Origin of the sequence: Enterococcus sp. AZ197, from assembly GCF_050556405.1 — a bacterium.
Taxonomy (GTDB): domain Bacteria; phylum Bacillota; class Bacilli; order Lactobacillales; family Enterococcaceae; genus Enterococcus; species Enterococcus faecalis.
The window spans coordinates 750,969-776,715 of sequence record NZ_CP187873.1 but is presented as its reverse complement, the minus strand read 5'-3'; the positions used below and the strand labels follow the sequence as shown (position 1 = coordinate 776,715).

Sequence of the window (25,747 nt, the reverse complement as noted above, 5' to 3'; positions counted from 1 at the left end):
ATTTGCAAATAAATATATATGGACCATACAGGACTCGAACCTGTGACCGAACGGTTATGAGCCATTTGCTCTAACCAGCTGAGCTAATGGTCCTGATAAATTTTTTATGATTTATTGAGGCTGTTCTTCCATAGAATCATAAATGTTTAAATTACGTGGTAAATTTAACATATCTGATAATAATAAAGATAATGTGTTTGAAGCTTTGTCTATTAATGGATGAGATAAGTCTTTAATATTTATCTTAATGAATTCAGTCAAATTCAAATCTTTTTCTTCATCATTTTTTTCGACTATATGAATCGTTCCTGTTATCTCAATCTCCATTAAAACATTCGACTCAATAATACGAACTTCTGCTTTTACATTAACCCTGTCATTTTCAATAAATAATGTTTCATCTTCCTGTACTGATACTGCAATTTTATTTGAATCCTCTTCAACCACATTCTCCGCATGCAGCTTACTTATAACTATATTATCTAACTTGTACATATTGCTCATTCATAGAAACCTCATTTCTTGATTTAAATCCAGAATAATCATTGTATTTTCTTTTTTTCCGGACTGACTTACGATTTTTTTTATCAATATTTATATCAGATATAAATATTTTTTGAGAAGTTAATTTTCTACAGCCACAATCTAGTCCCTGTACAAAGTTTTCTTTTTCTGACTTAAGTTTAGTTACAAAAAATTCTAATATCCACAAATCATCTATTTTATTTATTAAATCATAATACTCTGATATTTTTATCTCTGTTCCACCGTATTCATATTTTAAATACTCTTCAGGTGTTAATCCTAGTAACTGAGAAAAACTATATACATCTAGTTCTTTTTTCATTCTTCTTTTTATGATTTCAACGGATAGCTGTCTAGTATTTGTATATAACTCATCATAAATTTTAGGTTGGTGTTTTTTTAATAAATTTTCATATCTAACATAACTCATGGTAATCTACTCCAATCCAAAACTCCATTTTTTCAAAACTTTCTTGCATCTCATTATCAATATTAACGCTTTCTTTAGATGCTATATTCGTAACATCCGATTCCTTTAAGCCGTTTTTAGAAAAACCATAAGATAAAAAATATGTATTATCCATACAACTATTTACAAAAAAGAGGACTCTATGTTTTAAGTATTCTTCATTTAGTCGAATTTCATAGATGCCTTCATATCCCTGTATTTGTTTCACTATATAAGTTTCTCTACATCTTCCAAGTCTATCAAAAGTAGGTACTTTAATTGGAAATACTGCTTGTTTGCCATTTATGTCAAATATTGTTTTATTATTAGAAGAGTACAAAGACAAATTTTTTACAATTTGATCTAAAGTTTTGCACATATGTTCGTCAAACTTTATTTTAGTAGAAACAAATTTTTCAGCTAACATTAACTCTTCTCTCTTGTTACTTATGATAAATATACCTTGCATAAATTACTCCTTGCACAGAATTACTAAATTATCCATTAATAGCAATAAGGACTATATATTTTCCTAAAAAATATCCCTTGCTTGGGACTCATTACTAAGAGGTATGTGGGTTCTATTAATCATAATATATCACTTGAAAAAAAGGTCGTCAACAAAATAAACAATTGTACACTATTCCAGAAAAAAATACAATATATTGTGTTTTAAAAAAAATATCTTAACCAAGATACTATATATCGTGTCTAAACCAAAACGACCACCTTATCAGAAAGGGTGATCATTTTTTAACTTCAATATTTTTTATGTAAAAAGATGCCGCCTCATTGGGGAAAGGCGGCAAGAGGTAGTAATAAAATGAAAAATAAAATTGTTTGGTGAATACATTTTACCGCTTTCTTTTTTGAATTTCAAGTTTTCATTTTACAAAACACTTGTATTTTATTTATAATTCAAATATACAATTATAAATAAACACCTACTAAACATACACAACTTGGGGAAGTATTGTGCGTCTTCAGTAGGTGTTTTCTATATACACAAGATAATTTTGTTTTAACTACTATGATAAATTCGAACCATCAAACGAATGATTATGAGCCATTTGCTCTAATACACTGAGCTAATGACAAAAAATATAGATGAAACTTATCTATATAAAAGAATCTAAGTTTTTCCTTAACTTCTGATTGAGGGTTAGCACGATTCATGTGTATTATAAAAAACAAATCCGTCAAATGCAAGTTTTAGTCATTTAAGCTTAAATTTATTTAGTCAATGTATAATTAACATTATTTATTGATATATTGTATATATTTTCTGGCCATCCTTTGCTATGCCATTTACCCTCATTTGCTTGTTTTTCTATTTGTTTAGCTCCCAAATTATAGAATTTAACTTGATTTTTATTATACCACGGATCTTTGTGAGGATTTGGGCTCAGTTGATATGAAAGTTTTCCTGGATTTATAGTGTAGCCTCTGTTTGTTCCTCCAAAAGAAGCTTCCATCCATTTATATTTTACATTTTCTACTTTCATCTCTCCGGAAATCGTTCCAGGTTTTAGTAACTCAACCTGATTGAAAGTTGACTCTTCATGGTTTTCGATTGCATCATCCTGGATTTGACTACCCAAAATACTCCCTGTAATTATGCTACTGGCAATTGCTAAACCTACAAATATTTTCATAAAAAACATCTCCATTCTTTATTATATTTTGTATCTATAATTAATAGTAGCATCTAAATTAACAATCTACAACGGACAAGATATTCAATTTTAGTAATGCATAGAGAAACAAAATATAATAATAAAATGGTCACTGCTTCTTTTTTCTTCTTACAAACAATCAGAATATGTACTGCCCCTCATTTAAGAGGGGCTATTTTTAGTAATTTAAATTTTGACCAGGATAAATCAAGTTAGGATTTTCTAGTCCGTTTAATACAGCTAATATTTGATAAGTCGTACCAAGCTTAGCTGCAATACTTGATAAATTATCACCGTATTGAACTGTGTAAACGTTGCTTACTGCTGATCCATTTACTTTCAAAACTTGACCAGGATAAATAAGATTTGGATTTGTCAATCCATTTAATACCGCCAACGCTTGATAGTCTGTTCCATATTGATAAGCAATGCTGGATAACGTTTCACCGTATTGTACCACATGAGTCGCTTCTGGTTGTTTATCAGGAACAGTTACCGCATCTGGCAATAATTCAATATCGCCTTTGCTGATCCATGACAAGATACCTTCAAGCAATACTCTGCTCTCAGTTACTTCTTGTACTTTATAGCTGTTTCCTTTTACCCATTGCGGAATAGCTTCACTAGTTGCCCAAACATCAACACTAAATTTCACTTTAACAGTGTCGCCCACTTTAACATCGGAACTTGGCGTATTTTCTACTTCTTCACCTGTATCAATTGCTGGAGTTTCGGTTTCTGGTTTGTCAGTTGCAGTATACCCGTTATCAGTAATACCTGTTAAGTCTACGTTACCATCTAACCCACCAGCAATATAAGTGGATGTAAATTGCCAAATTCCAACACCATCCATACTTGGGAAATAAGCATACAATGGTTCTGGCGTTACTTCATAGCTAGGATAGGCAGCAATCCATAAAGAATTAGGGAACTCTTTAATAATTCGCTGATAGTCCACATATTGTAACGTAAAAGGCTTGTATGAATAATACATTGGTGTATATCCTGCTTGTTTAATACGGCGCATACCATATAGGATTGTTTCCGTATTTGCGTTTACGTCAGAACTAGCGCCATGCTCAAAGTCTAAAGCAACGATGGAATTTTTAGGCGTTTGAATACGTGGCAAGAAATAATCCATCGTTGTTTTCGCAATGTCCATGTTTCCCCAAGTGTCATACCAAATATAGGTATGCGCACGTTTACCTTGTGCAATAGCACTTGCCACTTGCGTTTTATATGTGTATTGTTCATAAATACCGCTAGCATTGTAGCCACCAATCTGAGCAATAGCGAATTTATCATGTGCATAACCAAAACGACCCTGTTCGCCTTGATAAATCGCCCAGTCAACGCCTTGGTCACCTTTTGCAGCAAATACATTTAAAGGCATAAAAAATAGAGCGACAAGCGCTCCTACTAAAATTTTCTTTTTCATTTTTACTTCTCCTTGTCTTTTAAATTATATGCTGACACACCTGTTACTACTCCTAAAAAAGTTGCTATGGCATTAATAGTTAAAACAGCCATATCTGTTTGCTGCCATCCATAGGCTTTACCTAGCGTGGCAACCAAAACAGAACTTGCAGGTAGCACTGTTAGCACGCCCCATTTGATAATCTTGTAGTACTTATCTGGTAGAATCATTTTTTTGCTCCTTTCAATTCTATTATGTCATGTTCCGCTTCTTGCATTCGACCTTCTAATTTAAAGGTTCTTTCAATTACCCCATTATGTTTTTCTACTTTCTTTTCTAGCTGTTCAATTCTATAAGCTGTCAAATTGGCACTAGCTACAACTCCAATAAACGCACCAATTGTGCTGCCTACTAATCCTATAACAGCGACAACAATTTCATTTGACAAAACAATTCCTCCAATAATAAGAACCGCTTAGTTTTCGCTAAACGGTTCCCCACAAATTTTTGTATATTCTTCTTTTGTTAAGCAATTCATATTCACGTAATCTACTAAATCTTGTTTTGTATAACAATTCCAATCATACAACTGTTTAATATTATCGAAACCTGGAAAAGCATTCGTTTTCATCTTATTCCGCTCCTTTCGTAAGTTCAGCGACTTGTTTCATCAATTCGCCAGTCATTCTTTGTGTTTGTTGAACAACTTGATTCTGCAGAGAAACTTGCTTCATTAATTCCGCATTTTGCTTTTGTAAAAGTTCCAATTTCGTTGGTGGTGCTGGCTCTGGGTGTGGTGCATTTTCTGGATCATGAATCAATTGTGCGCCATCATAACGCCAATTCATAAAATCAAACGGTTCTTTTTTCACTTCAAGCTCAACATTATCAGGTTGTTCCATTGTAGAATAACCTTCTAAATAGCCAATTTTATTTTCAATCCAAATTTTCATAGCTAACTTTCTCCTTTCTTAAATTGCATACACCCGTGTCAATACAAAAGTTTTTGAAGCAGTATTATTATTTTTATGGCCTAAAATTTGCGTATTGCTTATATAAATATATTTGTTGTATTTTGCTCCATTCAATGTTTCTAAATGATGAACAACCGCACGACCTCCAAATTCCACTATATGCGTTTTTGGAACAAATACATAGTTCAAATCCCAATTGTCTCCTAGGCTTGTACTTGTGTTATATGGTTGATATAAAAATAACCAGCCAGAAAGACATTGATCCAATGGTAAACTCGGATTAATTGATTGATTTTCCCCCATATACCATGCTCCTGACCAAACTTTTTTACCTACATTTAAAATATTTGTTTCAGATAACTTATTTAGTAACTTTTCAAGACTATCAAAATTTTCTTCAATAGCTTCTGCTCCGTTCTCCATCCCTCGATAAATTCTGGTTAATTCCATATTCTCAACATCCTTTCTATATAATTAAATCAAACACTATGGATCGACTATTTTTTTCATCTATAAGTAAATATTTATATTCATTAATTTTTACTGGTAAAAATTCCGTTGTATAATCCAAAGGAATAGATACAATGCACTCTGAAGAATTAACATGTCTTACAGTGCTTTGAATTGATTGAGAAGCACTACCGCCAAATAACCCTGTTGGTTCTGTACCTAAAGGCAGTACACCTATACCATGTGTCCAAGTACGAACATTAACGACTGGTTGAGCTCCTAAATTGTGAACAATAGTTACATCAAAACCAACTGGAATAACAGAAGCAATAATATTTTCAAAATATTCTAGCCGTTCATCCAACGTTTTAAAATTCCCCAAACGTTCACTACTTCGAGCATTGATAACTTCGCTATCTGTTGTAGCATTTGCGATTACATCTTTAAAACGTTCCTCTAAATTGGTTTGACGTTGTTCTACTTTAGATTGGCGTTTTTCTGTATTTTCAGAAATAGCCTTTATTTTATTAAATAAAACACTGGTATACTCCATCATACGAGCTAAAGATTCTCGAACATGTCGTCGATACATCTTTGTTCGAATCCACAAAGCGAACGTTTGAGAAATAGGATCAATCACACCGTTTTTTATTTCATCTTGCACCTCATCGACATCGGTCGGGTCTTGATAATCAACTGTTGTATTTGGTTCATTTGTTGGTAGAGTATCCTTAAATTCTTGTGCCAACCGTCTCACCTCTCTTATTTTTCTAATTTCTCTACACGCTTAATTAAATCGTCTAACGCCTTTTTCATATCAGTTTGAGCAGTACCTACAGATTCGACTGTATTTGTTAAATCACTTGCTAATTGTTTAAAGGCTTCCGTCGATTCTGTCACGGTTGTTGATAATTCACTGGTTAAGTCTTCCAAAGAACTAACTTTACTACTTTGAACAGATAAATCATTGTCAAATTCTTCCTGTCTTTTTATCAACTCTGATATGTTTTGAACTCCTGCCGTCGCAAATTTTTTTACGTTTACTAAATTGGATTGAATAGCTTTTATTTCGTTTTGATAATCGGTCAGTTTTTTCTTTTTCGAACCAATAGTCAAAGTAACCTTTTGCGGTTCTAAAATACTAAATTTTTTCTCAATCACTTGTAATCGTTCTACAGCATAAATAAATTGATTATCTACTTTATAACTGTTTCCTAAAGTGATTAATTCATACCGTTTATCCAATAGCCCTAACTCAATAGCTTCAACTGTCCAAGTTACCAACATCAAGCTTTGGTCTTTTAGCCATTGCAACCCTCGACGTTTTAAAATTGATGGGTCTTTGACATTTGAAAATTCTACAATGCCCGTGTTTAATCCAAATTTTTTGATTAACGCTTCATCATCAAGGTAATTCTTACCGCCATTTACTTTTTCGATGGTGTATTTAGGTCGTGAAAAATCTGTTCCCACTTCAATATCAGTATTTGACGTATCTTCAATATCTTGACCGACGGGCACAATCCTTGTAAACAATTCAGAAATATCAATATCTCGAGTAGCACTTTTTAGATTTTTGGTTAACTGTAAAGGAGTTTCACTGTTCACACCATAATTAGATAGATAATCTAAATAATTTATATTCCCAACGCGTCGAAGTGTTAACGTACCGCCCAGCCTATCCAACAATTTTTCTTTAATGGTATCAGCTGTACTTTGATAGCCTAATCCTCTTAGCAAGTCCCCATTATCTACAACATTCACTTCACCAAGCCGAAACTGCTTATGCGCTTCAACTTGTTTATTGTGTGCATCGAGTATTTTTTGTAAATAAGCAGATATAGTCATCCGTGTTGGTTTCATATAGGTTTGAACAGAATCATATAAAAAAGCTTTCTCATCCTCTGCTAAGAGAGTTTGAGAAAAGCTTCCTGATGCTTCCATTTTATTCGTGATTTTAGCAACTCTACCATAAAAAATTTCTTTATTTCTTGTAACATCCACAATCTGGATAAAGTGAATAATCGGCTCGATCTTTTGATAGTATTTATTGTTAATATTAAAGGTAAATTCAAAAGTAGAAATTCCTAATCCGTTAAGCGATAAATATACTTCACTATCTTTGATTTTCTCACCATAGCTATATGGCTCATGAACAATCTTTGGATTCTTTCTGTTCGGATTATCAAACAATAATACTCGATACATTAGACCATCACCTCACTAGACATAAAGAAAGAGATATGACCTTCGCCATAAATAGTTAAGTGGTTGGTCCCTCTTTTTAATTTAAAGAAATAATCTTGCGATTCGCCTTTCGGAACTTTTATTGTTGTTCCGTCATCAGTAGTTAATCGCATAGCAGATGTTGCCTTTATTGTTGGACTAGAAGCATTTGCTCCCATATTAATAAGGGAAATTTTTCTTTGCCCATGAATATAATAGCCTGTCCAATTATCAGCGCTATCGTCTGTGAAATAGTCCTCGTCAAAGACATCGGAATAAGAAATATTTTCCCTTAAAGCAAAAGGATACACGTCAAATTCTACTGTTAACGTTAATGAATTACTTGACGAGTCATCTTCTGCTTTCACACTTTTGCATTTTCCATACCAGCGAAGTCCTGAGCGTAACCAAGAATCATCAATGTAATCAATTCCATCCATCATCAATTCTTCTTTTACTTTCGCCTCTAATGCCTTCCGTTCTTCGTATGGCGTATTAGGTCGCCAAAAAGTAACAGTGACAATACGATTACTAAAAATTCGTTCTCCTGTAAGCATGGAAAAATCATACTGCCCTTGCATGAAAGGGATCTGTTCAATAATTTCCACTTCTTCCGCGGAAGGAGCATCGTGTTCAATAATGTAGAAACCGTGTTCTTTGCTATTAAAACGACCTTTGGCCATATATTCTACAATTTCAATCAACTACGATACCTCCCATCTTGCTTTTGTTGTTCTGCTAAATTAAGATTCATTGGGCTACCTAGCGCTCCCACTACTTGGCCAGTATCCATAACAACAGTTAAATGTCGTATTTCTTCTAAGATTTCTACCATTTTTCCCATTGGCGTATTATCTATAGAATGTTTTACCTCAATTGCATTTGAACGTTTCATCAAACGGCTACCTGTAATGGATTGATGGATGCTTGAAATCATATCTTTTGCACTTTGTACGGCAACCGACGTATCTTCTCGAATACCTGCAGCTACACCTTGTGCAAGGAAAACACCAACGTCATATTTCAATAAACGTGATGGTGATTTAATTTTTGCTTTTTTCTGTGCTTCGGCATTAACTGCAGCTACTAAATTTTGCATGGCGGACACAGCTTCACCTTGGCTTGCCCGAATACCAGAAGCAACACCACTAGCTAGATTCGAACCGACTGATACCATACTTACCGAGCTAGCACCACTTTTAACAGCATTTCCTAAATCTCTTCCTGCATTATTAGCTGAACCAACCTGAGAAGATAATCCTTGAACAAAACTACGTCCAAGCTGTTCTCCTGCGCTTTGCATAGCAGAAGCTTTTGTTTTTATTCCTTCAACTGGCGCTGAACCTAATTCGGTACCTTTTTGTTTTGCGTTGCTTTTCTGTTTCGCTAGCCCTGTGTTATACTCGCTAGCATTAGAATTACCGCCGCTATTGTATTCTTTACCTTTACTTTTTGCGCCCTTTGCACCAGATGAAGCTACATCACCAGAAGTTTTTTCCGCTTCTGCTTTCTTATTTTTTACGCCTGAGTTCATCTGATTCATTAACTCTTGACCGACATTATTGATTTCAACTTTTCCTGAGTTCAACCCGTCGATTAATTTGTTTTTACCATCTTGACCGTTTTTAAACAAATCAGGCGGTAATGATTGCAAGGTATTCACAATGTCAGCTTTTGACATATTCGCCCATAATTTAGGGTCATTGTTTTGTAATCCTTGAACTAAACCGTTAGAGCCTTCAATCCCCCGTTGGCGTAATATGCCAGCTAATAAAGCCATCTGTTGATCAATGCTAGCACCGTTATTTACATAAGATTGATAAATGCCTAAAAGCTGTTGGTCTGTCACACCTTTAAGCTGTGCTAAATTATCAGCCGTCACCGCAATTTTATTCGCACCATTTTGTGAAATAATCGCTAGAAGTTGCGCTCCTTGCTCTAATTCACTTTGGCGTATCTGGCTGTTTTGTGTTTGCAATTGTGTGATTTGATTTTGGAAAGCTGCTTTTTCAGATTCCGTTTTTGCTTGTTTTTTTTGTGTTTCTAATTGCTGAATTTGGGCGTTATTTTCTTGCACTTGTTGCGCTTGAAGTTCCCCAAGTGTTCGTAAGCTTGTTAAGGTTTGCTCTTTTTCTTGCTCGCTTAACATTTGATTGTTATTTAGCTTGTTTACACCTGCTTCAACAAATTGTTTCTGTTGCTCTACTAAATTATCGCGAATAATATTTGTTTGATTCTGTAAAGTCGCTCGTTGCTGTTCAGTTAACTCTTGCCCCTCTATCGTTTTGTTATTTTTCAACTGATTAGAATAATCCGTATAAACTTTTAACAAATCATTATTGGACGATTGAACAGCCTTCATATACTCGGTTGAGGCATTAGCGAAAATCTTTTGCTTTTCAGCTTCGGATTTTCCTTCTGCTGCTTCAATTTGCTTGTTATAGGTTTCAACAGCCTTTTTCTGCTGTTCCTTTAAATTCGTAACTAAATCAAGTGTATTCTTGAAATAAGTTTCTACGCCAGCCGTACTACCATTTTGCTGTGAGAAAAGTTCAGTCATTGCCTGTTTAGCTTCATCAAGTTTTGAAGAATAATTTTCAACACTTGATGAGGCTTCTTCCATATTTAACGAAATTGCTTTCGTAGTGTCTTTGGACTTTTCACCTAATTCTTCGGTGCTTTTAGCAGCCTTTTTTAAGGCAGAATCAGAAAACATTGTATCCCAATCTTTTTCTATATCAGATAAGCTTTTCTTCATATCTTTAAATGCTTTATCAGCACCTTTAGAATCGCCTTTTAATCGTTTCCAAAGTCCTTTTACACCGTTTGAAATTGCCATTATTGCATTTACTACCGTTTTTCCTACAGTAATGATAGCACGTAATCCATCTACAAAACCTGCTATTGCAAAAGTGACACCAACAATTGCTCCAGTACCTAACCATTTAAAGGTATTTCCTAATCCTTTTATTGTTTTAGTAACACTCGAGGAGCTAGGAAGTACACTTTTAAACGATTTTACTATTCCGCTAAAAGCAGTTTTCACGTAGCCTTGAATGTTCATAAAATTGGATTTCCAAGCTTGCACTACACCAACTATCGTAGCGGTTATTGCTACTAAAATTGCTGTTATGGGATTGCTCAACATAGCTCCTGTTAAACTAGCTATAGATCGTATACCCGTTACCGCAAATGTTCTAAAACCTCCACCTGCTTTTGAGGCAGCTACGCCAAGCCCTGATAAAACCGTTCCCGATTTGCCAGCTGCAGAGGATAGGTTTCTTAGCGACCCTACAGGATTAATAACAACAGAGGCAAATTTCGCTAACTTACTGTTAGATAATTGTAAAGAAGCAGAAAAAGAACGAAAAAAGTTAGTAACTTTATTCCCTTCTCCTAGCATATTTAGCTGTCTTTGGCTTGCTCGTAGATTTGCTCTAAATGTATCTAGCGTAGGAAAAAGACCTGAAATAGTCTCTCCTAACGTGGTAAATCTTGTTAATACATTTACATTAACTCCTGCGCTTTCAAGCCCTGCTAGATTTGATTTATATTTAGAAACAAACCCTTTTACAGCTTGTAATGCACTACCAGAGCCATTAACAATAGGTTTAGTAATAAATTGCTGCCACTTGCTATCAATATTCCCTGCGGTTTCAAACATTGTCGAAATCGTTTTGCCGAAAAATCTTGTCATTTTCCCAAAAACTTTTAACACAGGGCCAGCAGAAGCGGCTAACGCAGCCATTTTCAAAATGAACTCTTGCGTTTTTGGATCAGCTGATGCAAAAGCTTCTGCCATATTTGCTAAAGCTTCAATCATAGGCTTAGCAGCACTTATCGCGCTATTTAATGCGGCTACTAATGGACCGCCAAACGTAATTGCTACATCATTTAATTGACCACGTAAAATCTTTAACTGTGATTCTGTAGTTCCGTATCGTTTACCAGCTTCTTCTGCTAGAGCTGTATTTTCGTTAAACGCTTCGTTACCTCGTTTTACAGCCCCTTCAAAGACATCACTTGCATTGGCTGCACGTAATAAACTATCACGTAATCTAACTTCTGTAATTCCCATATCGTCGAGCACTTTAATAGCTGATATTCCGTGTTTTTCCGAGTCTTTTAAGCCCTGGATAAATTCAATTAGTGCTTGAGATGGATTGCTTTTGAATAATTGTGCAAACTCTTCACTAGTTCGACCTGTTACATTTGCAAAATCTTCCAGACTACCTGATGCTTTGCTAGCTTCTTTATACATTTTCTTTAATTCTGAGGTAGGTATTCCCATTTGCTTAGAAACTGCCGTCAGTTCTTTTCCACCCCAGTTTACAGCATGCACAAAAGATTCCCAAGACACGCCTTGCTCCGCTACTGCTTGTTTCAGCGGCGCAAAAGCTTCAACACCTGTTTCTGTTGCTAATTGCATTTGAACCATTAACCGAGAGAACGCTGAACCACCCGCTTCGGCCTCTATACCAACAGATGATAACGCCGCTGCAAAACCTACAATATCTCCTTCAGTCATACCAATTTGTTTTCCTGCACCAGCTAAACGTAAGCCCATCTCTGTAATCTCTGATTCGGTAGTCGCTAAATTATTCCCTAAGTCAACAATCGCTGAACCAAGGTTGCTAAATTTATCTTGTGACATTTGCGTAATGTTAGCAAAACGAGCTAGGGATGTAGCCGCTGTATCTGCAGACATATTTGTTGATTCGCCCATATCGATCATTGTTTTAGTAAATCCGACAACTTTATCAGTTTTTATTCCTAACTGTCCAGCTGCTTCTGCTACTTTTGCAATTTCTTCATGACTAGTGGGTAGTTCTTTTGCTAAATCTCTAAGGCCTTTCTCTAAATCATCATAAGAATAAATGACTTTACCGTTAGAATCGACCATCTCATCGTTGGTCTTTTTAACTCCAGTAAAGGCACTTTCCCATTTTACCGCTGCGGTTGTTACTGCGCCAACGGCACCCGCAATTGGGAGTGTAATACCTTTAGTCATCGAACCGCCGACTTTTTCAATGCTTTGGCCGATACTTGCGGTTTTATCACCGAAACTTTTCATCGCACCATTCACTGTATTCAAATTACTAGGAATATCAGAAGCATTTGAATTAAGTTTTTTTAGCGAAGACACAGCGCCATTCATCGCACTGGTAAAATTGTTATCACGTGCTGTAAGTATAGCTGTTACCGTTTTACTTTGTGTCACGGTGTTTCCTCCTTTCCTCAACAATTTTTCTTGCTTGTTCTAATCGACGAGTGTTTTCTTCTAGCTCACTTAGCTTTTCCGCTTCTCGTTGCGAGATTTCCCCTCGCACATCGCGTTCAAGCTTTTCAAAGTCATAGACATCTTTCACTTCGTTAAAAATATAGCGTTGCCCTTTTTCATCTGGTGTTGTAAAAATACGTGTAGCTAACGCGTTAACGTATAGTTTCCTTTCTTCGTTAATTGCACGTAAATTTACAGCTTTTATCCGTAAATTAAATTCATAAGGAGTCATACGCTCAATTTCTTTTAAAGTGATATTGGGGAAATATTGAAAACAAGTGACAACTATTTCGTCATAATCTAGGCTGTCGTTTCTTGTTGATTGGCTTGTATCTGTTCCATGTAAGCCATGATTTTTTTGATTGCTTCTAGTGATTTTTTCGTCCGAAGAGCCGTTAACGGTGCTTGCTCCAAGAAAGAGGTAAAATTTTCAAACAACGTTAAAGCCTCTTCTGACGTTTCTAAGTAGTCGTCAATTTCTTTCGTTGTTAAGTCATCATAAGTAATTAACGCTGCGTGCATTAATTTTTGAAAGGCAAAAGCGTCGCCATCTTGTAACCCACCAACCAATTGAACGAAGCCGTCTACTTCTTCAACGTCAGGTTTTAATGCGTTAATTTCGTTTAAAAATTTAAAACCGAAAATCAAAGAATATTTTTTTCCGTTAATTGTTGCGACAGGTTTTACGTTTGTTGACATGTAAAATTCCTCCTAAAAAAGCGACAATGCCTTCACATTGCCGCCTACTTCCTGATTTTTAATTATGGTACTAATGCTAATAAATCTGTTTTCGTTGTTTTTCCTGTAAAATCAATACTGTGAGCAGTTAACCATTCTTTGATTTCAGGAATCGTATTTGCTTCTGTTGGTTTATTTTCCAAAGAGCGCCCCGCCAATACAGTAAAAGCTGGAATAGCTACTTTTTCAGATTCTTTTTCATCTTGCACACTTACAATATGGTACGTTCCTGCTGCTACTTTTGCTCCTGCATCAAGTCCTGTAATAGTTAATGGACTTGCTCCTTCAACTACTTTTTCACTACCTTTGTAAATACGATAAGTAATTGCCATGATTATTCTTCCTCCTTCACTTTTACAACGGCGCCATCTGATGTCGGTGTTACACTTTCAACTTTAGGTACTTCAATTGTTTTTGGTGTGTATTTTTCTACAGGCTCTTCTGGTTCCGCACCAGCCACTGTGTCGTAGAAGAAAGCACGTGCAAGTTCTTCGTTTTCGGTGTCAACCGTTGCCCATCCTTCCACTAGGTCACCATTTAAAACTAGGGTTGGTTTAATGCTTGAATTAGAGTCAGATTCAGCAGAATCTCCGAATGAATCCAATAAACCTGTGCCAAATTCTGCTTCGTATTTTCCTGTTTTTGGGTCTTTTTTATCAAAATTAATGCGCCATACATCAATTTCTAGCCCGTTACGGTACGCATATTTCAACATGTTGTAAGTTTCTGTGCCTGTCCGTAAAAATTCCATCTCGATGGAAGCTGACGGCATTCCAGAAGTTGGAACATTCCCATCTTTTGTTGATTGCGTATCTGTTTTTGTTTCTGACTTATATTCGTGTGAAATTTCTAAAGCTAATAACTTCGCCGCTGTTGTCGCACGTTCACGTGTTAATCGAAACATTAACTTAATTTTTTTACCTTGGATTGCTTTCTCCATTTCTAGTTTCCTTCTTTCTTTATTCAAATTCTAACGTGATGTCAAGTACACCGTGTGCAAGGCTCGTACCAAAATTGGTTGTATTTTCATAAATCACTTCTGTGCTACTTTCCGTTACTAACCAATTAAAGTTCTTAGTCTGATGCAATTCATGAACGATTTTTCGCACATCGGCTAATACTTGATTTAATTCTCGACGTTTGTCGTCATGATCATAAACATGAATCATAATATTGGTTGAACCTAACGTTCTTGTTTTTGTTTGTCTATCCTTAGACCATTGTTCACCTAAGAAAACAAACGGATAAGAAGCCTCATCATCTGGCAAATGCGCATAGGTTTCATAGCCTGCTTGTTCCAAAGTGCCAAATAATGCTTCGTAAAGCTCTGAATACGGGTCTTTAAAGGTCATTTTACTAACGCCTCCATATTATCAAGAAATCTTTTAGCAGCTGCCGCATGGCCCTTTTTCATATAGAAACGTCCGTACATATAACGCGTTCCATACTCTACATAAGCTGAATAATCTGCCATCGCTTCGACTTCACCAGTCATTCCATCATCTTTAATAGAAGGTGTCTCACTTCGTTTTAAGTATCCACTTCTGACTGGTGTTTCTTCTGCAATTTGATTTGCCATATAAGCAGTATCATTTTTGACGACCTCTTTTACATCGTCTAGCTTTTTCGCTTCTTCAATCGCTTCGATTAAATCATCCAATCCTGTAATATCTACTCGGTAAGTCATCGATATTCACTTCCATAAACCGAAGTTCCTTTACTAACACGCAAATTTTTAACAACGGTAAATTTTCGATTTTTTTGTTCTTCTTCGTCGTAGTATTCAAGAAAACCTGAACGAATGGATAGGCGGTCTCTAAAACGAAAAATGACTATCTGCTCCTTTATGTTAGGGAAAATGGTCATTTGTTTTTCCGTTCCGACTTCGGTTACACTGCCTATTAGTTTTTCCGAAATCAGCTCGTGTTTTTTGTTGTAGTAATTAATGCAGGTTCTCATAAAAAGGACACCTTCCTTTTACGAATCAAGCCTTGTTCTTCAAGATAATCGTTAATCTCATCTTGAAATTCCCCGAAGTCGTCCAAATTATAAGAAATTGTTTCTTCTGATTGAGAATGCTGTTCCATGCCTTCAAAACCTAAACGGTTGTAACGTTTCACTACAATTGATGGAACAATATAGTCCAATTTTTCTGGTATCTCATCTGTTTTTAGCTTTACTAGCAGTTGCTTTTCAGTAATGTCCCAGATTTTGATAATTTTTTCCTCATCTTTTTTGTAGGTATCATCTGAAATATCCAGCAATACACGATATTCTGAACGAAACATTTTCTCACCTACTCTGCTTCAATAACTGCCCCATCTGCCGTTGGTGTTACCTTTTTAACGGTCGGGGCGCTTACTTTGAATCGTAAGAAACGTAAATGGCAGGGCGAGCTTTTTCAGTTACAATAGCATCGTAGTAGTTCAACCCTTTAATAGTGTCTCTGTAGCCGTCACGGTCTTGTGAAGCTGGAATTAGATCAATAGAGTTGTATTTTTCAACTGGCGAACAAACCATCAAAGGCACAAGAATATAATTAATTTTCTTCGTAGAATCAACTTGTAAGCGAGATTTAGCTACTTTTTGAATAATAGTATCGGAACCGTCTAACTGCGCAACTTTACGGTTAATACCTGAAATTTGTTGCTCGTTCGTAGTAAATGTTTTTGAAACACCTTTTGCATTTTTTAATGCTGAATAGTAGTCAGTGGATGCAAACATAATAAACGGACCGACAATTTCTGCATCTGTCATATACGCTTCTGCCGCATCATATGAAGCCAAAGCATTTTCTGTAGTAATGGTTTCTTTTACCGTTTTTCCAACGTATTTTCCTTCGCTATCATCATCCGCTGCTTCTGCAAATGCCGCTTCCAATAGGCGTTGTACCGCAACACGATCTTTTTCAGGAATCGCAACTAAACGAGTGTGTTCTTCCACAATCGCTTGAACTTCATAGGAAGCATTTTCTGATTGATCTAATGTGTCTAAGTCATAACCAAACCAACGTTCTTTCTCTAGTTTGACCGTTTCTTTTGCCACATCAATTTTAGAACGTTTATTGTCTTCGTTACGTTTATAATCACTAGCAGTAAAACCTTTCATTTTGTTGATGCGGACTTCTTTTGCGCCTACAAAATCTGCTTCTGTTACTGCAGCAGCTCCACCTTTCAATAAATCCCAAACTTGCGAGCCTGCGGCAAATTCTTTGTCAATTGCTTTTAAATCTTTGCTATCTAAAATAACTGGCATAATTTTTCATCTCCTATTTCTTTTCTAAATTTTTAGTCAAATTGCTGCGCCAATCGGTCTCTTTTGTTGCTGTAGCAACGTTTACAGTTTGACCTTTCAGCAATTCTTTTTGGATACCATCTCTAGCTTTTGAAATAATTTGTTTTAATTCATCTACAGCTTTCTTTGTATCCTCGTCCGTATCTTTCACAAGCAATAAATCGGCTTGTGCAGCACTTACGTAGTCGGAAATACCATTCTCAGATAAATCGTTACGAACAGATTCGGCACGCGTTAAACGGTCGAGGCGGGCTTGGGCTTCCTTTTCTCGTTTTTCTGCTAAAGCTTCTTTTTCTGTAGCTTCTTGTTCTTTCGCCTTAACACGTTCTTCCGCAGTCATTTGCTCGTAAGATTTTTGCTTTTCCCAATCGGATTTTGCTTGCGCCACAGCCTTTTTAGTTTCTGCTGCAACCATCTTGGCAACATCATCACGGGTAAAAGTCTTTCCAGTTTCTTTTCCGTCTGGATTTTCATTTTTTGGATTTTGAGAATCCTTTGTCGATGAATCCCCCGATTCGTTTGAATTTCCAGAGTTTGGCTCATCAGAATTTGGTTCATCTGCAAAAAATTGTAAATCCATCGGTAATAGTAAGTGTTTTTCTTCGTTCATGTTAAAACCTCCAGCCATTACGTGGCTAATCGAAATTAATAGGTTACGCCTATCAATCGAAACAGCTTTCTCTTTAACGCCTGTAAGCAGTAAGAAGGCAAATAAAAAAAAGCCTAACTTTTGCTAGAACTTTTTGTCTTTATAAGCGGGTGCAGTACTACACCGGCACCAGTTGTGAATAGGACTTGCGTTGATTCCTGGGCTCATTTCAAAAACCTTATGTGGATTTGTACTTGCTATTCCTACACAAATAGGACAAGCGCTTGGTTCTACAATTAGGTTGTATTCTTCATACCCATATTTTTCGTAGCTTTGCTTTTGTACTTCGCTTTGTATTCTTGCGGATTCACTAATCATTAGCCGACGTGCGACATAATCAGCCGTTTCCTTTCCTCGCAAGCTATCAATCACAACTAATTTACGTAATTCCCTAGCTAGAACATCTGGATGTTTGCCTGCTGATAGTCCAACTGTTAACAAGCGATCGATACTTGCTTTCAAAACATCTTGATTCACCCACAAACGTTGCGAAAATGTCGCGTTATGAAACGAACCATCAATAATCGCTTTAGCAAACAATCGATAAGTTTCTTCGGAAAGAACAGACTCGCCTAATATCCCCGCTTGTCGTACAAACTCCGCTACAGATTCCTCTGTTAACATTGCTGTAAAATAGATCTGTAGCTGATTAGTGTTGTCTGTTAAATACAAACCTATTTTCGATTTTAAAAGCTCTAAACGATTAACCTTCATCGTTAAATTGTATAACCTTAATTGCTCGTTAGCTTCTTTTGAAAAATCTCTTGTTTGTACATAACGTTTCGCTTTTTCCGCGAAAATTTGTACGTCATGTTTACTTGCACGTCGTTTCGCTTCATCAATGCTAATCTTCTCTTTCCCTGCATAAGCGACGTAAAACTGTTGAATTTCTGCTTCTATCGTTTTCCATAACTGTAAATACCGTCTATGAATTTCTTGTTCGTAATTCACATGTCGTTTCAGCATTTCTTCGATATGTTTTGCTTCTCGTTCCGCCCAATAATTACTCATGTTCTTCGGTCACTTCTTCCGTATTTCGAGTAAATTTACCGAAATCAACTTGTGGATTTAAACGTTCGTCCGTTTCTTCGTCCTTTATGCGTTCCATTTCTTGAGTTACGTCAGGAACAATCGATAATACGCCTAATTGCGTTTCTCTTGAAACAATCCCTTCAAGTTTTTGTGCAGTTTCCGCTTCGTCTTTAATATTGCGCGGAATATTAAAATCAAAAGTGTATTCTAAATTAAACCATTCCTTAGCTTTATTGGCAGGTACATTCGTAGGCAATGAAAAAATCATTTTGTACATTTGCGCATATGCTTTTTTAAACTTCCTAGCTTTCGCTTGTGCTAAATTCCTAGGATTTTGCATTTTAAATTCTAGCGAAATCCCAGAAGCGTTATTGCTAAAACTTTCATCGTTTGCATTATAAGTCATAGACATTTGATAAATTAACCGCTCTAATCGGTCTAATAGATTTTCTTGTGTTGTATCTGAACTAGGTTTATCTAAAAAATTAATATCTACCGATTCGCCTTCATTTAATGGCTCAGCACTATTAATCACTCGGTTGTCACGTAAATAGGAAGCGACGTTTTCGTCAGCTAAATCTACCCCTATCATTTTTAAGTAGGCATCCGCAAAATAACTCACATCATTCGCTTTTTCTGATAGAGCTTCGTTGTAATTATTAATCAGCGACCACACAGACTCAATACGTCCTTGTCGTTCGTCATTTTCCATAAACTCAATCATAGGCACTTCACCGTACGGATTAGCGATTGCCTCTTTTCCACCTAGCAAATAAGACAAGGCTTTCTGAAAAACGGTCGGTCCTTGTTTACTCTCTAACCGTTTAGAAGTCTTGTCTTGTGTAAAAATAAACGTTTCTGTGCTGTTTTGTGGATAAACAGTTGCTGTTAGCTCGTCGTTTGTCATTTTGTTGTAAAGCACGGCAAACATAGGCGCTTTTAATAAATCATCTGCGTAAACGATAAATCCTTGTGTAGGTTTTAAATAAGTCACGCACGTTTCCGCTTCTTCATTTTGATATAAAAGCTTATAAGCATGTCCATAAATAGCAGTTAGCTTAGAAAGCTCTGCATCGTTGTCTTCTTCCTCATTTCTTTTACGGAAATCTTGAACAAATTCCTTTAGCTCTTCGTCTGGATGGGTAATCTTTGTTGGTTTCCCGTTAAAGAAAGCTGCAGAACTATCTACAACATAACGGGCAAAGTTAACCGCGATGCGATGGTCGGGCTTTCCAATCCCTTTGCCTTTTTGATAATAAATATCATGCTGACCGTTGTAGAGCTTTTCTAATTCTTCGTAAAACCCAATTAATTTCCGATGCTTATTGATGTATTTATCCACCAAACGCTCGTCAATCTTTGCGTTTTTATCACAATAAAAGACACGATTTCCTAAAAGGTCAACAAATTCTCGTATTTTACCTTCTGTGTTCGGTCTGCTTACACTGTCTGTCATCAAATAACCCCCTTCACACTTTGTAATTTAATCCCACGTGCTTTTTTACTACGATGTTCTACTGCGTATCGTAAGGCATCTATCACGTGATTATAGCTATCGATAGGTTCATTGGTGTACTCCCCTGTTTTCTTGTCTTTAGCCCACGTGTAGTTTTCTAATTCCTCAATCAGTTTTACGCAACGATCGTCTACGATTAGCTCGTATTGCAATAAAAAAGAAAGCCCCTGTCGTATTGAATCAGGACCTTTCTTGGCTGCACGTATTCTAGTAATTCCGTTCTTCTTGATTTCTGCAATAGATTTCTTTTCAGCTGAATCCGCAGTGATAACTTCTTTTGCATAGCCTAAATCTTTAATAACCGTTGAGATTTCATCATTCAGCAAGCCTTTTTTGACGTATTCTTCAAGAACATAAATACGTTTGTTCTTCTCGTCTACCTTTGCATGCACAAAAGCGGAAGGGTCGTTTACATACCCAAAGTCTAAGCCAAAATCTGAATCAATCTGTCTTAACAGTTCGTCGTGCTTGTCTAATCGTTTTCTCTGATAGTTTGGAAATACAAGTTTATCTAGCGTAGCAAATTCTCCTAAAGCATATATGCGATAATACGCTGGGTTTCGTTTGGCTAAATCCTCAATCACCTTTTTATTTTCACTATCAAGAAACCGATTGTCTTTATAGGTGCTGTGATAAATACCCGTTCTTCGTTGATCGACTTCTGCTTCCTCATCAAAGAAAGATTTATATACCCAGTTCAGTTTAGAAACTGGGTTAAACATTAAAAAGATTTGACGTTTCACATGCTTACGTTCACGTAAACGCAAAGTAAGCTGTGTATAATCTTCTAGTGTAAATTCTGTTGCTTCTTCCATCACGACGTCAGACAGCCCTTTGATGGATTTTATTTTCTCTGGGTCATCCATTCCCTTGAAAAGAAACTCTGCGCCGTTTGGTAACGTGATTCTAAAATCAGTGTTATTTACTTTACACTTGTCTAGCAGTCCCCAATCAGAAAGACACGCTTTCACATCCTCGAAAATAGAGTCTTTTAAGCTACGCCCTACTTTTCTTGTAAATAAAATCTTTCTTGGTTTCTTCCATCTTTGACATGCTTTAAAAACAACCTTTTGAACGACACCGTGACTTTTGCCAGATGAAGCGCCGCCCCAATAAACCTCGGTGAATTTAGAATAATCCACCAATCGATCATAAAACGATTTGTTAAAAACTCTTGACGGGAAGTTAAACTCTAAAACGATATTACGTTTCTTCGTCTGCATCCCACTCACCAACCTTAATCACAATATCGCCCGTTTGTAAATCGACTTTATCAGTGAACAGCGCATGACGTTTACCAAGAAGCTCGGCTGCTTTTAAACGGTCTTTTGCGCCCACATCGATGTCTACAACGGCTTGTGCGCCTTCGCCTACACCAATTAGCGTTGCTTCTTTGTACTCGCCACGCATAACAGCTGTTAGGTACTCTAGCACCTCTTGGGCATCGGCTGTTCGTTCGTTTTTCAGTTCTGCGAGGCGTTCGTCTATATAAGCTCTGAGGTCAGGTTTAGTCAAGTTTTCCTGTCCTATCTGCTTTGCAGTCTTTTCGCTATATCCCGCTCTGATAGCAGCCTCTTTGGCATTTCCTGTCTCGATGTAAAAGTCACAAAATCGTTTCTGTTTCTCGGTCATTCGCATGTTATTCACCGCCTTTCTGTCTAATAATTTATCACTTCACATACATTTCTATATTCTCTTGTATATGCTTATCTTTCCAACTACCATAACCACAATAAACTAGCTTGCACGCATCAATTTCCTTCGGCGTGGCTTCTCTCGTCATTTCAACAATAGATGCATTCTTTTTTATCTGCACAGACATTACAACACGTACTGAATCAGTTGAGCGGTTCGGCTGTGGATATTTATGTGTTAGCGATACATACCAATAGCTTTTCATGTTTTTTTCTCCTAATTGTTTTTATGTACTTGATTCAATAAATTATTTCTTGATATACTATTGATAGGTAGCAACTCCTTTTTGTGAATAGCAACCATTAACAATCCTAGCAACCAAAAAACATTTTCACGAATGCTACCTAGCCACTAGATCCCATAGTCTAGTGGCTTTTTTATGTACAAAAAAAGACCACTCATTTTTATTGAGTAGTCTAAAGATTTATATTAGACTGCCTAGCCAATCTAACACTTATTTAACAATACTAGGTTGCTAGCCACTTTATCCTGTTTCCGCAGGCTGGCTAATTCTGAAAGGAGGTGAACCGATCGTTAAAGTAAGAAACATTTATTGACGATTCTTTTATTTAAGTAGCTATGCTACCTATTGGCGTGACAGGAATCGAACCTGCACCATTGATTAAAAAATAACCACTCTCACCAATTAAGCTACACGCCGATATTAAAAAAATTATTCATCATAAAAAGCCATCGCATAAGCGATGACTCGTTTATTGTTTAATCTTCTTTGTTGCTTTCATAATAGCATTCAAAACCTTTTAACAATAACAGTACAATATAAAAAGTACTGACAAACGCCATGATACCAGTTGAAGTCCACAGTCCCGTAATAATGACTGAGAGCGTATTAGTTTCACTAGACTTGAACAATAATTCAATAAACGTAAAAAAAGAGTTTAAAAAAAATATTAGTGTTGAAACTATTAATCTATCCATTATTTTCATATCTGTACCTAGATCTTTTAAAGCATTAATAAATTTAGAATTTGTGAATGCAGGTATTAAAGAAAAGCTTGCCAAAAATAACGCCGTTGCAATAGAAGAGAATGCCAACGATGCTGACATTATGTCTGTAAAATTGTTGAAATTTGCTGGTGCAATACTACATGCAATTGATCCTATTAATGAAACTATTCCTAGTGTTATTGCTAACTTATTCCTTTTTAGCCTTCCTTTCCTCATCTCCATCTATCCTTTCTTTTACTTGCAAAATTTTAAACTGACTTTTTAAATAACTATAATATTTGTCATAAGCCTTATTTAAAAGACCATATGCAGCTCTATTATCTATTTCACGATTAAATTCTATATTGCCTTTATAAACCAATTTGTTTTTAATTAAATCAATTGAATCAAAAACTCCATCAGAAATACCATCTACAGTTAACGATTTAACTTCTACTTCATCAGGAGTAGAAAGCATGTCCTGAGCTTTCTTCAAAACATTCTTTTTTTCTAGTTGATTTGACTTTACAATTACCGTCAACTCTTCTCCTTTCGCATTTTTTGCAAATTTGAAATCTGCAAATTCCGCTCTGGACTCATTAGCATAAGATTTGAAATTGTCTGGACTCGCAACTTTATAAGAAATTTGTTGAACAATATCTAATTTGTTTATCCGAAGGTATCCATCTGAATTTAATATAATTTCAAATTGAATACCTCTCCTATCAACCAATGCACATATAAATTTACGCAAATCATTAGTGTTGATAGTTCCTCTTTGAGCGTATATTGCAAGAATATTTCTGAACGGATCAAAAATAATTCGTGTATCCACTACTAATCCTTCATCATCACTGTGCTCTACTTCTCTTCGTCTCTCATCTATCGTTTTAGTTACATCTGCCAAGATAATTTCTTGATCAAAATCAACACGCGATATCGTTATTAACCAATAGTATAACTCTTCTCCGTTGTAATTTTCATCTAACATTCTTTGTTGCATCGAAGAAATATAGTATTTGTCGTCGTCCAATTCAAGCGTCGGAACATTTTTCCAATTATTCTTTTCAACATCACTAAAAGTTGCTTCTAAGTTTTTTTTAAACTCTTCTACCCCGCCTTTTTTACCTGGTTTTAGTCTAAAAAAATTAACTCTTGCTGGTTTCTGTTTCATCCAACATGTCACACTCCTTGTAATTACTGTTTGCTATTTTGTTTACTAATTTGATTAAAACAGAAAGAAGTCACAAAAACAAGCGTTTCCAGACTTCTTATTAGCAAATATAATATCAAGGTTATGTATCTTATTATAAACAAGAACTAACGTTCGGTCAAAAAATAAACACTCGCAAACCTGTAGAAAAAGAGAGAGGAATTACACCCCATTCTTTTATTTTTGAGAACGTCTGATTTGTGAGTGATCATTGCAACTTACATAGCGCTATCTTGACGAAGGATTTCAGCGTACGTCTACGTGTAAGCTTCATGCCAAGTTTATTGCAATATTTGCTACCTAGACTAAACGAGACAGAAAGAACTGGACTTTCCACATTCTTATTCTTTATTTTTATAGGTAGCCTCCAAAGATAAGCGAAACGGAGCTAAGATAGGTAATGCATGCCTTACCTCGTCTCCTTATCTTTCGACATTACCATAATAACATCTAAATATTGATAAAAACCGCCAACTTTCCGCCAAAAAACCGCCAAAAATTTTATTTATATGCAATTATTTTTCCATTTCGATACGCTTCGGCAAATTCAATTAAAGCCTCTGATTTCATTCGTTGAATACTTCTTTCAGAATAGCCAACTTCCCTAGCTATCTTGTAATTAGAGTAACGGTCCTGCACACAAAAACTATAATGTAAAATTTGTCTGCTAGTTAGGCTTAATGCCATAAGCGCAGATAAAATTGCATCTCTTTCTGCTTCTGCATCTGCTAATTGTACTAGCGCATCTTCTGATTTGTTCCCATGACTTTGGCTTTTAGGCATATCTGTAATAATTGGTGATTTTAAATCTATCAAAGAGCGACCAGCTATTCGCTCTAAACGTCTAAAATTCTTCAACACATTTCTAGCATTCACTTTTGTTTGTCGAAAATCTACTTCTTTTAGCAATTGAATCAAGTGAAATCGCTCCTTTTGTGGTATAATAACTATGTCGAAAATATTACTCACAGTCGGAGCAATCCGGCTTTTTTTATTTACTTTTATTGAAATTTCTTATTTCATCATGATATAATATAGACAACTCAATTCATCTTGAGTGATGTCATCTGGAAAAACTCGACTAGAAAAAACTAGTTGAGTTTTTCTATTTATGGTAAAATATTTTTATTGTGACCAATGTTTGGGGTAAAGTAACCTCACATATCACAAGCTACCACTTTTCTGGTAAAATATTCTTCTTAGTCAACCAGTGGTCGGTTGGCTTTTTTTGTTAGTTGCAAAAATCAGCTAGTTATTGTAAAAAAGTTGCAATTAATTAAAAACGTTTATTCATTGCTGTTTCTCTCTTCTTTCATATAAAATCACGCCAGCTAAATCCCACACTGTGCATATAGCACAATTCATTACATACTAAGTATCTTTTTTGATATTCGTCCTTAAAACTTAATATGTTCCCACATTCCAAACAATGAAGTTTTCCTTTTTTGTTTGAATATCCGTTTTTAATTAGCCACTTTTTTAACTGCTTATTTTTTTGGCGTTTATTCATCGCTGTTCCTCCACTTCATCAAATCCACAGATTAACGATTCTTTTTTCCATACGCCGACCCCCTCGAATCCCTATTACCCCTCTATCTTCTTCTGGAAATAAAAGAATATAGCCTAACGGAATTATCTTCTCTACCTCTAATATTTTTCCAGTAT

General features: G+C 35.8%; 32 protein-coding genes and 2 tRNA genes. 1 reads left to right on the top strand and 33 read right to left on the bottom strand.

Going from position 1 to position 25,747, the window contains the following annotated elements; genetic code table 11:
* Positions 1–19: 19 nt before the first annotated feature.
* From IGK82_RS03820 to IGK82_RS03675, 30 genes are all read right to left on the bottom strand, one after another.
* A tRNA-Ile gene (locus tag IGK82_RS03820) sits at positions 20–93 on the bottom strand.
* An 18-nt stretch (positions 94–111) separates the two neighbouring features.
* Positions 112–504 (bottom strand): hypothetical protein, encoded by a 393-nt coding sequence (locus tag IGK82_RS03815; RefSeq protein ID WP_029660006.1) that lies wholly within the window; start codon positions 502–504, stop codon positions 112–114.
* Positions 479–955, bottom strand: coding sequence for a hypothetical protein (locus IGK82_RS03810; protein ID WP_353968032.1), 477 nt, complete (start codon positions 953–955; stop codon positions 479–481). The genes IGK82_RS03815 and IGK82_RS03810 overlap by 26 nt, the downstream gene beginning before the upstream one ends.
* Entirely contained in the window at positions 942–1,442 is a 501-nt protein-coding gene (locus IGK82_RS03805; RefSeq protein ID WP_130760203.1) for a hypothetical protein, read from the bottom strand. The genes IGK82_RS03810 and IGK82_RS03805 overlap by 14 nt, the downstream gene beginning before the upstream one ends.
* A gap of 763 nt (positions 1,443–2,205) precedes the next feature.
* A complete protein-coding gene (locus tag IGK82_RS03800) occupies positions 2,206–2,628 on the bottom strand; it encodes a hypothetical protein (protein WP_229206981.1) in 423 nt (140 codons plus the stop codon).
* A 199-nt stretch (positions 2,629–2,827) separates the two neighbouring features.
* Positions 2,828–4,087 carry a LysM peptidoglycan-binding domain-containing protein gene (locus tag IGK82_RS03795; RefSeq protein ID WP_430605151.1) on the bottom strand — a complete coding sequence of 420 codons (1,260 nt, stop codon included), beginning with the start codon at positions 4,085–4,087 and terminating at the stop codon, positions 2,828–2,830.
* Between the two features lie 2 nt (positions 4,088–4,089).
* On the bottom strand, positions 4,090–4,296 hold the full coding sequence (locus tag IGK82_RS03790) for a phage holin (RefSeq protein ID WP_002380792.1): 207 nt from the start codon (positions 4,294–4,296) through the stop codon (positions 4,090–4,092).
* Positions 4,293–4,514 (bottom strand): hypothetical protein, encoded by a 222-nt coding sequence (locus IGK82_RS03785; protein WP_002397443.1) that lies wholly within the window; start codon positions 4,512–4,514, stop codon positions 4,293–4,295. The genes IGK82_RS03790 and IGK82_RS03785 overlap by 4 nt, the downstream gene beginning before the upstream one ends.
* A gap of 27 nt (positions 4,515–4,541) precedes the next feature.
* A complete protein-coding gene (locus IGK82_RS03780) occupies positions 4,542–4,697 on the bottom strand; it encodes an XkdX family protein (protein WP_104869692.1) in 156 nt (51 codons plus the stop codon).
* A 1-nt stretch (position 4,698) separates the two neighbouring features.
* Positions 4,699–5,019, bottom strand: coding sequence for a hypothetical protein (locus IGK82_RS03775; protein ID WP_130760205.1), 321 nt, complete (start codon positions 5,017–5,019; stop codon positions 4,699–4,701).
* 18 nt (positions 5,020–5,037) lie between these two features.
* Positions 5,038–5,490 (bottom strand): hypothetical protein, encoded by a 453-nt coding sequence (locus IGK82_RS03770; RefSeq protein ID WP_002363384.1) that lies wholly within the window; start codon positions 5,488–5,490, stop codon positions 5,038–5,040.
* 16 nt (positions 5,491–5,506) lie between these two features.
* On the bottom strand, positions 5,507–6,247 hold the full coding sequence (locus tag IGK82_RS03765; RefSeq protein ID WP_430605150.1) for a hypothetical protein: 741 nt from the start codon (positions 6,245–6,247) through the stop codon (positions 5,507–5,509).
* A gap of 5 nt (positions 6,248–6,252) precedes the next feature.
* Positions 6,253–7,698 (bottom strand): phage tail spike protein, encoded by a 1,446-nt coding sequence (locus IGK82_RS03760; protein WP_048943434.1) that lies wholly within the window; start codon positions 7,696–7,698, stop codon positions 6,253–6,255.
* Positions 7,698–8,420 (bottom strand): hypothetical protein, encoded by a 723-nt coding sequence (locus IGK82_RS03755; protein ID WP_123839699.1) that lies wholly within the window; start codon positions 8,418–8,420, stop codon positions 7,698–7,700. Before IGK82_RS03755 ends, IGK82_RS03760 begins: the two co-directional genes overlap by 1 nt.
* Positions 8,417–12,937 (bottom strand): phage tail tape measure protein, encoded by a 4,521-nt coding sequence (locus IGK82_RS03750; RefSeq protein WP_349518617.1) that lies wholly within the window; start codon positions 12,935–12,937, stop codon positions 8,417–8,419. Before IGK82_RS03750 ends, IGK82_RS03755 begins: the two co-directional genes overlap by 4 nt.
* Positions 12,924–13,229, bottom strand: coding sequence for a hypothetical protein (locus IGK82_RS03745; protein ID WP_016619132.1), 306 nt, complete (start codon positions 13,227–13,229; stop codon positions 12,924–12,926). Before IGK82_RS03745 ends, IGK82_RS03750 begins: the two co-directional genes overlap by 14 nt.
* A 68-nt stretch (positions 13,230–13,297) precedes the next feature.
* Complete coding sequence (locus IGK82_RS03740; RefSeq protein WP_349518621.1) at positions 13,298–13,696, bottom strand: tail assembly chaperone; 399 nt, start codon at positions 13,694–13,696, stop codon at positions 13,298–13,300.
* A gap of 62 nt (positions 13,697–13,758) precedes the next feature.
* The gene (locus IGK82_RS03735) at positions 13,759–14,067 is read right to left on the bottom strand and encodes a hypothetical protein (RefSeq protein WP_016619130.1); all 309 of its coding nucleotides are present in this window, start codon (positions 14,065–14,067) and stop codon (positions 13,759–13,761) included.
* 2 nt (positions 14,068–14,069) lie between these two features.
* Positions 14,070–14,675: a phage major tail protein, TP901-1 family gene (locus IGK82_RS03730; RefSeq protein ID WP_025194241.1), complete on the bottom strand. Its 606-nt coding sequence runs from the start codon at positions 14,673–14,675 to the stop codon at positions 14,070–14,072.
* Positions 14,676–14,694: 19 nt separating this feature from the next.
* A complete protein-coding gene (locus IGK82_RS03725) occupies positions 14,695–15,087 on the bottom strand; it encodes a hypothetical protein (protein ID WP_016619128.1) in 393 nt (130 codons plus the stop codon).
* The gene (locus tag IGK82_RS03720) at positions 15,084–15,422 is read right to left on the bottom strand and encodes an HK97-gp10 family putative phage morphogenesis protein (protein ID WP_016619127.1); all 339 of its coding nucleotides are present in this window, start codon (positions 15,420–15,422) and stop codon (positions 15,084–15,086) included. Before IGK82_RS03720 ends, IGK82_RS03725 begins: the two co-directional genes overlap by 4 nt.
* Before the next feature lie 268 nt (positions 15,423–15,690).
* The gene (locus tag IGK82_RS03715; protein WP_016619125.1) at positions 15,691–16,023 is read right to left on the bottom strand and encodes a phage head-tail connector protein; all 333 of its coding nucleotides are present in this window, start codon (positions 16,021–16,023) and stop codon (positions 15,691–15,693) included.
* A 70-nt stretch (positions 16,024–16,093) separates the two neighbouring features.
* Positions 16,094–16,990 (bottom strand): hypothetical protein, encoded by an 897-nt coding sequence (locus tag IGK82_RS03710; protein WP_016619124.1) that lies wholly within the window; start codon positions 16,988–16,990, stop codon positions 16,094–16,096.
* Positions 16,991–17,003: 13 nt separating this feature from the next.
* Positions 17,004–17,639, bottom strand: coding sequence for a DUF4355 domain-containing protein (locus IGK82_RS03705; protein ID WP_010815571.1), 636 nt, complete (start codon positions 17,637–17,639; stop codon positions 17,004–17,006).
* A 123-nt stretch (positions 17,640–17,762) separates the two neighbouring features.
* Entirely contained in the window at positions 17,763–18,689 is a 927-nt protein-coding gene (locus tag IGK82_RS03700) for a minor capsid protein (protein ID WP_349518629.1), read from the bottom strand.
* A complete protein-coding gene (locus tag IGK82_RS03695; protein WP_123839697.1) occupies positions 18,682–20,166 on the bottom strand; it encodes a phage portal protein in 1,485 nt (494 codons plus the stop codon). Before IGK82_RS03695 ends, IGK82_RS03700 begins: the two co-directional genes overlap by 8 nt.
* On the bottom strand, positions 20,166–21,449 hold the full coding sequence (locus tag IGK82_RS03690) for a PBSX family phage terminase large subunit (protein WP_002369892.1): 1,284 nt from the start codon (positions 21,447–21,449) through the stop codon (positions 20,166–20,168). The genes IGK82_RS03695 and IGK82_RS03690 overlap by 1 nt, the downstream gene beginning before the upstream one ends.
* A complete protein-coding gene (locus tag IGK82_RS03685) occupies positions 21,430–21,864 on the bottom strand; it encodes a terminase small subunit (protein ID WP_002364295.1) in 435 nt (144 codons plus the stop codon). Before IGK82_RS03685 ends, IGK82_RS03690 begins: the two co-directional genes overlap by 20 nt.
* A gap of 31 nt (positions 21,865–21,895) precedes the next feature.
* Complete coding sequence (locus IGK82_RS03680; protein WP_289875617.1) at positions 21,896–22,126, bottom strand: hypothetical protein; 231 nt, start codon at positions 22,124–22,126, stop codon at positions 21,896–21,898.
* A 384-nt stretch (positions 22,127–22,510) separates the two neighbouring features.
* Positions 22,511–22,582 (bottom strand) — tRNA-Lys (locus IGK82_RS03675).
* A 141-nt stretch (positions 22,583–22,723) separates the two neighbouring features.
* Between IGK82_RS03675 and IGK82_RS03670 the strand changes: the two genes are divergently transcribed.
* A complete protein-coding gene (locus IGK82_RS03670; RefSeq protein WP_349518632.1) occupies positions 22,724–23,155 on the top strand; it encodes a hypothetical protein in 432 nt (143 codons plus the stop codon).
* On the opposite strand, the gene IGK82_RS03665 is transcribed toward IGK82_RS03670, so the two are convergent.
* The 3 genes from IGK82_RS03665 to IGK82_RS03655 all read right to left on the bottom strand — a co-directional run bounded on the left by IGK82_RS03665 (position 23,078) and on the right by IGK82_RS03655 (position 25,592).
* Positions 23,078–24,043 (bottom strand): hypothetical protein, encoded by a 966-nt coding sequence (locus IGK82_RS03665; RefSeq protein ID WP_349518634.1) that lies wholly within the window; start codon positions 24,041–24,043, stop codon positions 23,078–23,080. The genes IGK82_RS03670 and IGK82_RS03665 overlap by 78 nt on opposite strands.
* 540 nt (positions 24,044–24,583) lie before the next feature.
* Entirely contained in the window at positions 24,584–25,000 is a 417-nt protein-coding gene (locus IGK82_RS03660; protein ID WP_263307046.1) for an ArpU family phage packaging/lysis transcriptional regulator, read from the bottom strand.
* A gap of 394 nt (positions 25,001–25,394) precedes the next feature.
* Positions 25,395–25,592: a hypothetical protein gene (locus tag IGK82_RS03655; RefSeq protein ID WP_016619037.1), complete on the bottom strand. Its 198-nt coding sequence runs from the start codon at positions 25,590–25,592 to the stop codon at positions 25,395–25,397.
* Positions 25,593–25,747 lie beyond the last annotated feature (155 nt).

Excerpts from the sequence above, each read along its gene's own strand:
- IGK82_RS03815 (WP_029660006.1), bottom strand. The coding sequence starts at position 504 with ATGAGCAATATGTACAAGTTAGATAATATAGTTATAAGTAAGCTGCAT.
- IGK82_RS03810 (WP_353968032.1), bottom strand. The coding sequence starts at position 955 with ATGAGTTATGTTAGATATGAAAATTTATTAAAAAAACACCAACCTAAA.
- IGK82_RS03805 (WP_130760203.1), bottom strand. The coding sequence starts at position 1,442 with ATGCAAGGTATATTTATCATAAGTAACAAGAGAGAAGAGTTAATGTTA.
- IGK82_RS03800 (WP_229206981.1), bottom strand. The coding sequence starts at position 2,628 with ATGAAAATATTTGTAGGTTTAGCAATTGCCAGTAGCATAATTACAGGG.
- IGK82_RS03795 (WP_430605151.1), bottom strand. The coding sequence starts at position 4,087 with ATGAAAAAGAAAATTTTAGTAGGAGCGCTTGTCGCTCTATTTTTTATG.
- IGK82_RS03790 (WP_002380792.1), bottom strand. The coding sequence starts at position 4,296 with ATGATTCTACCAGATAAGTACTACAAGATTATCAAATGGGGCGTGCTA.
- IGK82_RS03780 (WP_104869692.1), bottom strand. The coding sequence starts at position 4,697 with ATGAAAACGAATGCTTTTCCAGGTTTCGATAATATTAAACAGTTGTAT.
- IGK82_RS03775 (WP_130760205.1), bottom strand. The coding sequence starts at position 5,019 with ATGAAAATTTGGATTGAAAATAAAATTGGCTATTTAGAAGGTTATTCT.
- IGK82_RS03770 (WP_002363384.1), bottom strand. The coding sequence starts at position 5,490 with ATGGAATTAACCAGAATTTATCGAGGGATGGAGAACGGAGCAGAAGCT.
- IGK82_RS03760 (WP_048943434.1), bottom strand. The coding sequence starts at position 7,698 with ATGTATCGAGTATTATTGTTTGATAATCCGAACAGAAAGAATCCAAAG.
- IGK82_RS03745 (WP_016619132.1), bottom strand. The coding sequence starts at position 13,229 with ATGACTCCTTATGAATTTAATTTACGGATAAAAGCTGTAAATTTACGT.
- IGK82_RS03740 (WP_349518621.1), bottom strand. The coding sequence starts at position 13,696 with ATGTCAACAAACGTAAAACCTGTCGCAACAATTAACGGAAAAAAATAT.
- IGK82_RS03735 (WP_016619130.1), bottom strand. The coding sequence starts at position 14,067 with ATGGCAATTACTTATCGTATTTACAAAGGTAGTGAAAAAGTAGTTGAA.
- IGK82_RS03730 (WP_025194241.1), bottom strand. The coding sequence starts at position 14,675 with ATGGAGAAAGCAATCCAAGGTAAAAAAATTAAGTTAATGTTTCGATTA.
- IGK82_RS03725 (WP_016619128.1), bottom strand. The coding sequence starts at position 15,087 with ATGACCTTTAAAGACCCGTATTCAGAGCTTTACGAAGCATTATTTGGC.
- IGK82_RS03720 (WP_016619127.1), bottom strand. The coding sequence starts at position 15,422 with ATGACTTACCGAGTAGATATTACAGGATTGGATGATTTAATCGAAGCG.
- IGK82_RS03715 (WP_016619125.1), bottom strand. The coding sequence starts at position 16,023 with ATGTTTCGTTCAGAATATCGTGTATTGCTGGATATTTCAGATGATACC.
- IGK82_RS03710 (WP_016619124.1), bottom strand. The coding sequence starts at position 16,990 with ATGCCAGTTATTTTAGATAGCAAAGATTTAAAAGCAATTGACAAAGAA.
- IGK82_RS03705 (WP_010815571.1), bottom strand. The coding sequence starts at position 17,639 with ATGAACGAAGAAAAACACTTACTATTACCGATGGATTTACAATTTTTT.
- IGK82_RS03700 (WP_349518629.1), bottom strand. The coding sequence starts at position 18,689 with ATGAGTAATTATTGGGCGGAACGAGAAGCAAAACATATCGAAGAAATG.
- IGK82_RS03695 (WP_123839697.1), bottom strand. The coding sequence starts at position 20,166 with ATGACAGACAGTGTAAGCAGACCGAACACAGAAGGTAAAATACGAGAA.
- IGK82_RS03690 (WP_002369892.1), bottom strand. The coding sequence starts at position 21,449 with ATGCAGACGAAGAAACGTAATATCGTTTTAGAGTTTAACTTCCCGTCA.
- IGK82_RS03685 (WP_002364295.1), bottom strand. The coding sequence starts at position 21,864 with ATGCGAATGACCGAGAAACAGAAACGATTTTGTGACTTTTACATCGAG.
- IGK82_RS03680 (WP_289875617.1), bottom strand. The coding sequence starts at position 22,126 with ATGAAAAGCTATTGGTATGTATCGCTAACACATAAATATCCACAGCCG.
- IGK82_RS03670 (WP_349518632.1), top strand. The coding sequence starts at position 22,724 with ATGATACCAGTTGAAGTCCACAGTCCCGTAATAATGACTGAGAGCGTA.
- IGK82_RS03665 (WP_349518634.1), bottom strand. The coding sequence starts at position 24,043 with ATGAAACAGAAACCAGCAAGAGTTAATTTTTTTAGACTAAAACCAGGT.
- IGK82_RS03655 (WP_016619037.1), bottom strand. The coding sequence starts at position 25,592 with ATGAATAAACGCCAAAAAAATAAGCAGTTAAAAAAGTGGCTAATTAAA.